This is a genomic window from Collinsella aerofaciens, from assembly GCF_039062365.1.
In the GTDB taxonomy this organism is placed as follows: domain Bacteria; phylum Actinomycetota; class Coriobacteriia; order Coriobacteriales; family Coriobacteriaceae; genus Collinsella.
In genome coordinates, this window is sequence record NZ_JBCJBI010000026.1 from 1 (window position 1) to 7900 (window position 7900).

6 protein-coding genes and 1 tRNA gene are annotated in these 7900 nt (G+C 53.6%); 6 read left to right on the forward strand and 1 reads right to left on the reverse strand.

Annotation, left to right across the window (positions count from 1 at the left end; all coding sequences use genetic code 11):
• The 3 genes from ABCN01_RS09385 to ABCN01_RS09395 form a co-directional block, all read left to right on the forward strand.
• Positions 1-1348, forward strand: a 1348-nt coding sequence (locus tag ABCN01_RS09385; protein ID WP_343014268.1) for a recombinase family protein, incomplete at its 5' end; no start/stop codon positions are given.
• Positions 1333-2874, forward strand: a complete 1542-nt coding sequence (locus ABCN01_RS09390; RefSeq protein WP_009250005.1) for a recombinase family protein — start codon at positions 1333-1335, stop codon at positions 2872-2874. The genes ABCN01_RS09385 and ABCN01_RS09390, both read left to right, overlap by 16 nt.
• A gap of 112 nt (positions 2875-2986) precedes the next feature.
• A complete protein-coding gene (locus ABCN01_RS09395) occupies positions 2987-3265 on the forward strand; it encodes a hypothetical protein (protein WP_342996219.1) in 279 nt (92 codons plus the stop codon).
• 131 nt (positions 3266-3396) lie between these two features.
• Here ABCN01_RS09395 and ABCN01_RS09400 read toward each other — a convergent pair whose 3' ends face one another.
• A complete protein-coding gene (locus ABCN01_RS09400; protein ID WP_342996218.1) occupies positions 3397-4722 on the reverse strand; it encodes an RNA-binding domain-containing protein in 1326 nt (441 codons plus the stop codon).
• 260 nt (positions 4723-4982) lie between these two features.
• Between ABCN01_RS09400 and ABCN01_RS09405 the strand changes: the two genes are divergently transcribed.
• The 3 genes from ABCN01_RS09405 to ABCN01_RS09415 all read left to right on the forward strand — a co-directional run bounded on the left by ABCN01_RS09405 (position 4983) and on the right by ABCN01_RS09415 (position 7521).
• Positions 4983-5771: a DUF3825 domain-containing protein gene (locus ABCN01_RS09405; protein WP_342996217.1), complete on the forward strand. Its 789-nt coding sequence runs from the start codon at positions 4983-4985 to the stop codon at positions 5769-5771.
• Positions 5772-5909: 138 nt separating this feature from the next.
• Positions 5910-5984 (forward strand) — tRNA-Val (locus ABCN01_RS09410).
• Positions 5985-6363: 379 nt separating this feature from the next.
• Complete coding sequence (locus ABCN01_RS09415; RefSeq protein WP_342996216.1) at positions 6364-7521, forward strand: hypothetical protein; 1158 nt, start codon at positions 6364-6366, stop codon at positions 7519-7521.
• The last annotated feature ends 379 nt before the right edge of the window (positions 7522-7900 follow it).

Sequence of the window (7900 nt, forward strand, 5' to 3'; positions counted from 1 at the left end):
GGAGCTATTTCCGCGTTGCGCTAGCTGCGGAAACGCGGGACCCGTTCAGGCTGTTGCATTGAGATTGAAAATCAACCCAGATCAGTTTGATACGGCAGACCCCGGCAATCTTCACGGAGGCATTATGCTTCCGCTGAAAAACATGATAAATGAAGCCTATTCGCTGGATATTGGCCGGAAGATCAAGGCCCAGGCAAGGCAGGCCATGAAAGACGGTGACTATATTGGCGCACGGGCTCCATACGGCTACCGGAAAGACCCGGAGAACTGTCATAAACTGCTGATTGACGAGGCCGCCGCTCCTGTTGTGCAGCAGATTTTCCAGTGGGCTTATGAGCGTGTAGCGTTAAACCGTATTGTGCGTAATCTGAATGAAATGGGGATTCCTGCCCCAAGCCATTATAAAAAGACTACCGGTGAAATTACCAGCCCTGGGCTGATCGGGAGCGGGAAATGGCAGACCCGTACTGTAATGAAGATACTGGAAAGTGAGGTTTATACCGGTGATCTGGTACAGGGCAAGACCAAAATTGTAGACCACCAGCAGGTACAGGCCGGAGACGATAATCTGATCGTTGCAAGGCATACCCATGAGCCTATTATCAGCCATGCGGTTTTTGAGGCGGTACAGGACTATCGGAAACAGGTCTGCGAGCAAAGCAAGGCTGTGCCAAAAAAACCATATACCCCCAATATCTTTAAGGGAAAGGTATTCTGTGCGGATTGCGGCAGGAGTCTCCACCGGCAGCGGGCGGAGCGCAAAAAAGGGCCGGATATTTACTGGTTTCATTGCCTTACCAACAGCCGGGTAGAAAAAGATAGCTGCAAGGGTGTGATGATACAGGAAACGGAGCTGATCGCTACGGTCACATCTGTTTTGGAGAAAGAGCTGACGGTTGCCCTGGGAATGTCTCTCCCCCTCTTTCAGTTGGAGGCAAGGCAAAAACAGGAAAAGGATAAACTCAGGGGCCAGATGTCATCCAAACGGCAGGAAATTGAAAAGAAACGCCGGTTGATCCGCGGCCTATATGAGAACTTTGTACAGGGTGTTTTGACAAGCGAGGAATACTTTGAACTGAAAGCGGATTATGAGGAATCCATCAATACACTGTCCGGTGAGATCACCGAGCTTGAAAGGGATATGGATGCTCTCGACGAACAGTTTGTACGCTACCGGACTATGGAAAAGGATGCAAAGTCACTGGCAAAGGATCACCTGCTTACGGCAGAACTGATTGACCGGCTGATTGAGCGGATCGAGATAGACCACAAACGGGATATTCATGTGACCTTCCGCTTTAAGAGTGAATTTCAGGGAAAGGAAGTGGAGTCATGCGCAAATATGTAATTGCCCTTTATATTCGGTTATCCGTGGAGGATATTAAGACAGAAAGTTTGAGTATTCCGAACCAGCGCCTTATCCTGCGGGAAAAAGCCATGTCGCTGCCGGAATGGGATAATGGCGAGGTTTTGGAGTTTGTCGATAATGGCCATACGGGTACGAATTTTGAACGTCCCGCAGTGCAGGAGCTTTTGACGATGGTGCAGGCAGGAAGTATCGACTGTATCATTGTCAAAGACCTATCCCGGTTTGGACGCAACAGCATTGAGACCGGTTATTTCATCGAGCGGGTGTTTCCGCTCTATCACACCCGGTTTATCTCTGTCAGCGACGATTTTGACACCGTCAATTTCAAAGGAGATACCGGAGGGATTGATGTTGCCTTTAAGTATCTTATCAGCGAGTGCTACAGCCGTGATATGTCCATGAAAACAAAAAGCGCCAAATATGCGAAGATGCGCCGGGGCGAGTACCAGAGCGTTATCTGTCCTTACGGCTACCGCAAAAGCGCAGACGGGCGTATGGAGCCGGACGAAAATGTTGCGGGAAATGTCCGTCTGATATTTGAATGGGCGGCTGAAGGCAATACCGCAGCAGAGATCACCCGCAAGTTGTACGCCCTCCATATTCCCACGCCTGGAGAGTATCGGAGGGATAACGGAAAAGACCATTATAATGTGTCAAGGACACACGGCGTATGGAGCAGTTCAACAGTCCTGCGGATGCTGGAGGATCAGCGGTATATCGGCACCTACATAATCGGCAAACGCAAGGTGCAGGAAATCGGCAGCCGCTGCATGAAGCTCAAAGATGAAAGCGAGTGGTTCAAAATCCCCGACCATCATTCCGCGATTGTCAGCAAGGAATTGTTTGAGCAGGCCAATACTTCTATTAAGCGTTTTTCCCTCCCCAATAAAAAAAGGCGTGACTATCTGCTTCGGGGAAAGGTGTTTTGTGGATGCTGCGATCATGCTATGTCACTCAGAAATGGAGCATGGTTTTATTGCCGTCATTCCGAAGTGTCAGAAAGTTTTCCCTGTCATGGCGTGCGGGTAAAGATGGCTGATCTGGAGCAGGTAGTCTTTGAGACGATCCGGGCGCAGATGTGTCCGGCGTTGGGAATCGACGGCAGTAAAGATAAGCTGGATTTACAGACGGTCCAGCAGGCCGAGCATGAAGATAAGTTGCGGGCTATACAGGACAGCAAACGGCAGCTTTATGAACGGTATGCGCTTGGCGAGATCGATCTGGAAACCTACCGGTCACAGAAAGCAGTATATGACGCGGAACTGGTACAGGCCAAGAATGTCCATGCCGCTATCACAGCGCAGACCAAACAGATACAGAGTGATTATGAGGCGAGGCTGAAACAGCGGGAAATTGTTCAGGAAGTAGGCAGCACCGATGTCCTGACGCAATCGCTGATAGACCGGCTTATCAACAGGGTATATGTTTTTCCTGGGGATCGGATTGAGATAGAATATGTTACGCAGGACTTTTTAGGAACGGAGAAATCTGGAAAGGAAGCATGAGCCATGAATACCGTATGGAACAGCTACGGGCAGCTATTGCAGCTGCCCGAAAAAACTTCAAAAAAGATGCAAATTTTTTTGTCGTGGGCTTGACATACGGGTGGGGAAGCACATGGAGCTTCCCCAATGGAAAGATGCAATCGCTGCCTTCGTATTGAGATGCAAGTGCCTGCTCGATCTCGATGAGGTTTCATTTGGGACATATCGAGAGCTGGTTACGGTCGATGCGATTTTCCGCGAGGAGAAAAGAATGCGGAGCGAGGACGGTTCGGTGTTTGTGCTGTCGGCTTTTCCAGAGTTTCTACTCGACTACTTTGACGATAAGTTCTTTAATTCCATGGCCCCGATGCGCCACCTTAAGTTCGATGATTGCCCTCGAGAAAAAGGATGAGGCGCAATTAATCTCGCGGGCACAGGTTCTCCTGCCTAAATCGTGAACTCGGCATAAGAGCCCCAACTCGCCCGTTAGCCAATTGCTCTTGACCAGAAGGCAAAGTGGACAATTGCCTCAGAGACACATCATTACGCCAATTCGTATCGCAAGGTGCGGCCACCGCCGTGTCTTGCGATTTGCCCCTTATCCACCATCTCTTTCAATATGCGGCCGGCCGTGGACTGGCCGATCCCGAGCAACGTCTGCGCTTCCTTTCGGGTGATTGAGGGGTGCTCTGCCAAGAACCGCAGGATCTCGTCCTCTCGGGAATAGGAAGCAGCGGGCGCCTCCTTGCTGTTTGCCGTGGGCGTTTCCGCTGCCGTTGCTGCGAAGTTCGTGTTGGGCAGGACGATTTTGAATGCGTTGTTCGTGGCCATGATTTGCGGCTGAGAGGCCGCACCCGCGTAGGCCCCCATGATCTTCCTCATCCCCGTGCCGTATGCCTCGATGAGCTGCAGGCGGTAGAAGACGTTGGCGAGATGCGGGTTCCGGCAGGCGGAGACGCCCATCATCAAATCCTCCAGCTCAAAGCCGGGCAGAAGGCCGCCGACTGACACGAACTCGATCCTGTCGTCGTAGACGCTGATCAGCGTGCTGGTGCGGAAGGAGTAGTCCCTGTGCACGATCGAGTTCAGCAAGGCCTCGCGCACGGCGACCTCCGGGTAGTCCCGGGTGTCGACGCGCAGCAGCTTTTGGTAAGTGGCATGGGTCTGGTTGTGGAAGTCGATGTAGTCGTAGACCTCGTCGAGCTGCTGCATGAGGGGCCCGGAGAACTCCCGGCGATCATTGAACACACTCGGGTCCGTCCCCTCGAAAACGGCCGCTTTTACGGTATGCGGGCACTGGTCGGACAGGAGCAGGCCGAGGTTTGTGTAGAGACCGTCCGATGAGGTTATATTCAGGGCCTGCATCTGCGGCGCGCCGAAGGGGATCTTTCGTGTCTCGAATTCCCCTTTCGTCGACTCGAAGGTGAGCGCTTGGTCGAGGGAGCGCATGTCCTCAAAGCTGTCGCCGTCAGTCTCTTTGATCATCTGCCGGATGGCAGCATCGGTCGCCGGGACGGAGGAGCACCCCTGCCGCACGTAGACACCCTCGGGGCGCAGGCCCTTCTTCGCTAGGTAGTAGGGGCGGTTCGTGCCGCGCTGGACCTTGACGGCCACGACCGCCTTCCCGTCGCAGTCGAGCGTTTTATAGCTGACAAACATGGTGACGTCTGGCTTCACGGCGTCTCGCACCATGTTGGAGACCTGCAGGGCGCACGCATCCGCGTCCTCGACGCCCGGCACGGCGCCGTCGTCGGCGACGCCAACGTAGACCGTGCCGCCGCCGCAGTTCGCAAATGCGACGATCTCCTTCTTGATGCCGTTCTGCGCAATGGCCTTCAGCTCGATTGTCTCTGTTTCCTGGAATTTCATGCTGTCCGCCTTCCGATTCTATTCTGCCCATATTCTAACCATTTTGCTAACCATGGTGGTTAGCAAAATGGTTAGAATTATGCTTCCCAAAGCAGAGGCGCACCGCCCTTTTCAAGCAATGAAACAGCAGGTAGAGACTTTGTCGATTTGAGGAGCTCGCGCATAAGCTTAGGCTCAATTGTGCTGTGCTCCTCAAGGAGACGCCGCCCGTATAGAATCAAACCATCCGCACGCCAGCTATCAATTGGATTGGACGCCACATGGAGATCCCCAGCACCCTGTGCAGCAATGTCTACGACTTTGCGTTTTGCCCCGAGCCCAGCTACGACCGCCTGGTGGACCTCGCCGATCCCGAGGACTGGGGCCCCAGCAACCGCATCCTCAAAAACTACCTGTCGTTTTCGTTTAGCCGCGCGGTGTTTTTGACCGAGCGCGACGTAGACCAGACCGCGCCGTCCAACCTGCCGCTGGTGTTCGACGACGACCGCTGCCTGTTCAACACCGGCCTGTATACGCGCCGCTACGAGACCATCTATGGCCTGTTTGAACCCAACACCAAGCCCGACGCGCGCCAGCGCTGGTTTTTGAAGGGCTTCTTTAAGGAGAGCGACCCCATGCTGGTCTCATTTGAGTACCTGCCGTGCCGCGTGCGCTTTGCCGAGGACCCCTCCGAGCTGGTCTTTGACTACCGTCTGCCCATCCGTTCCAACATCGATCACATTCTTGGCGACGAGGAGAACCTGACGCGTATTCCCGCCAGCCTGATGGGGGAGGACAACTCGCTGCTGCTGCGCCGTGCCTTTGAGGGCGCCGTCGTCGAGGCCGCCCGCCGCGCCGCCGCCAACTACACGCTCGCCGTGCCGCAGTTCTACGGCGGCCGGATCCAGCTGCTCTTGCCGCTGTGCCTGACCGGCGACAAGCCCGAGCTGGCGCTGACCATCCAGCGCGAGGACGGCTTCTACGCCGCGCGCACCTGCCTCACGCTCGACATGGCCTACAACAACGCGCGACTTATCTGCCGCCCCGAGACCTCGTGGATTAAGCGGTAAAGGGCGGTTGAGCTGCGGTTTTGTTGGCTGACTGGGTTGAAACAGTGCGGTTTGCTCCCACGAATTTAAAATCGGGAGCAAAAAGTTCTTGGTAAACCACGCACGGCTATGTTAGTATCTCTTTTGCCGAAAGGCAACGGGCGATTGGCTCAGGGGTAGAGCATATCCTTCACACGGATGGGGTCACAAGTTCGAATCTTGTATCGCCCACCATCTAAAGCACAGGCCGGAGGTTATAAGCCTCTGGCCTTTTTCTATTTGACACCAAATCTGACACCAAAATCGAATCGAAATTTTCAAACGCTTTTCTAGCTGATCTCTCTTGAACTGACGCCATCGCGCGTTTTGCATAAAGCTCATGCGCTCTTTCATTGAATTTGCCATGGGATTCACGCACAAATGTGGAGATAGGGACCACGGCCCCAGAACGCCTGCCAGCAGATTTGTGTCACACGGCGATCTTTAGGCGAATTACGTCAAGCTATTGGCCAGCATTTGGTCAGCTTCCAGTACTTACCGGCATGATGCCGCCATTGATAATCGGTCTACCTGCAAACATAACGGCACGCAGCCAAAACTAGGGGAGGCCCATATGGACGAGATCGTCTGCGCAAACACCGCATTTCGCTACTGGCGCTGCCCACCGCAGGTGCGCAATCTCTACCCGCGCCTGCCCAACTCCGAAGACGGCTGGCGAGCTCTATCCCAAGCCCCTTTTGTAACCGAAGTCCTCAAGACCCCGATTATCGCTGTTGCTTCGCCAGGTTGTTGTAATCACCACTCGGGACTGCGCTCCACTATTCGCTGGGAAGGGGCATCGAATGCCGGCACAACAATCGACACTAATTTAGGCTTCAGTGTCACCAATCCGCTTAACACGTTATTTACTATGACACGCTTTGTGTCCCAAATAGATCTCGTACTGGCTATGTACGAACTATGCGGTTGGTTTTCTGTTTTCGAGCCGGCTCCCGCTGCCGAAATGCAGTTAAAAATGGCGGTAGAGGAGAATCGCAATTCCAGCACGCAGGATTTGTTCGAACTTGGAGAAGGCGAAGACGAGGTTCCTTGGAAACGAGTTTACGCCCGCGCAACCGTAAAGGCCACAGATAAAGAAGGCCAAACGAACAAGCATGAGGATGGAAGAGAGGTTACGAAACTCAAAGGCACTTCTCTTTGGATGAGAAAGCCGCTCATCGAGCTAAGCGATCTGCATCGATTCGCCGACAAGGTCAAAAGTCAAATGTGGGGAAAGCAGTTTTATGATGCCACTCAGCAGGTTATCGGCATTGCTGCGTCTCCACTCGAGGTCGCTGGGGTCCTGCTTCTAAGTCGTTCTCGACGTCTAGGTGGTGCAGGATTCAGATACGTGTACCTCAACGATTTAACCCCTCTATCCGTGGCAGCCCAAAGCATCGCAGGCCAAAAGGTCTGCTACGGCGACATCGTGATCGTAAACCCAATCCTAATGAAGGCAGTTATTATCGAGATCCAAGGTGAGGTCATTCATGGCTCAGGTGCAATACTTGACCACGATGCGGAGCGCATGACTGCGTTGCAGAGCATGGGATTCGATGTATTCCTGGTGACTCACGATATGCTCAACGATTCAAAGCTGATAGACACCATAGTCAGAAGTGTCTGCGACCGTTTAGGGATTCGCTATAAAGCCAAAACTGAGGCAATGAAATCCGCCGAGACGCGACTGCGAGCAAATGTTTTGTGCAACTGGTTGGAAATCGGAAATTAGTCGGCGACAAGGCGCTAGAACTACCTAGTTTACCTGTTAGTGAATTAATGTCATTTCAAAACTATGCCGGATTACGGGGCTGGACCCGGAACGGCCGTCCATGCCCTGCATTTCACGGAATGCGCAAGTCGGCTACCTGCGGTTTTAATTTTGCCGATGACGGCATGCTCGTGGGTTCCCGGCCTGGTCCCGTAAACCGGCATGGTTTTGAAATCGCCGGGTCGGCGGGAGCGCGATTGGCCCCGGTAATGGGCCTGGCGCCGGCAAGACGGCCGTTGAGCGGATGGCGGCCCGCGCCGCGACGGTTGATTTTCAATCTCAATGCAACAGCCTGAACGGGTCCCGCGTTTCCGCAGCTAGCGCAACGCGGAAATAGCTC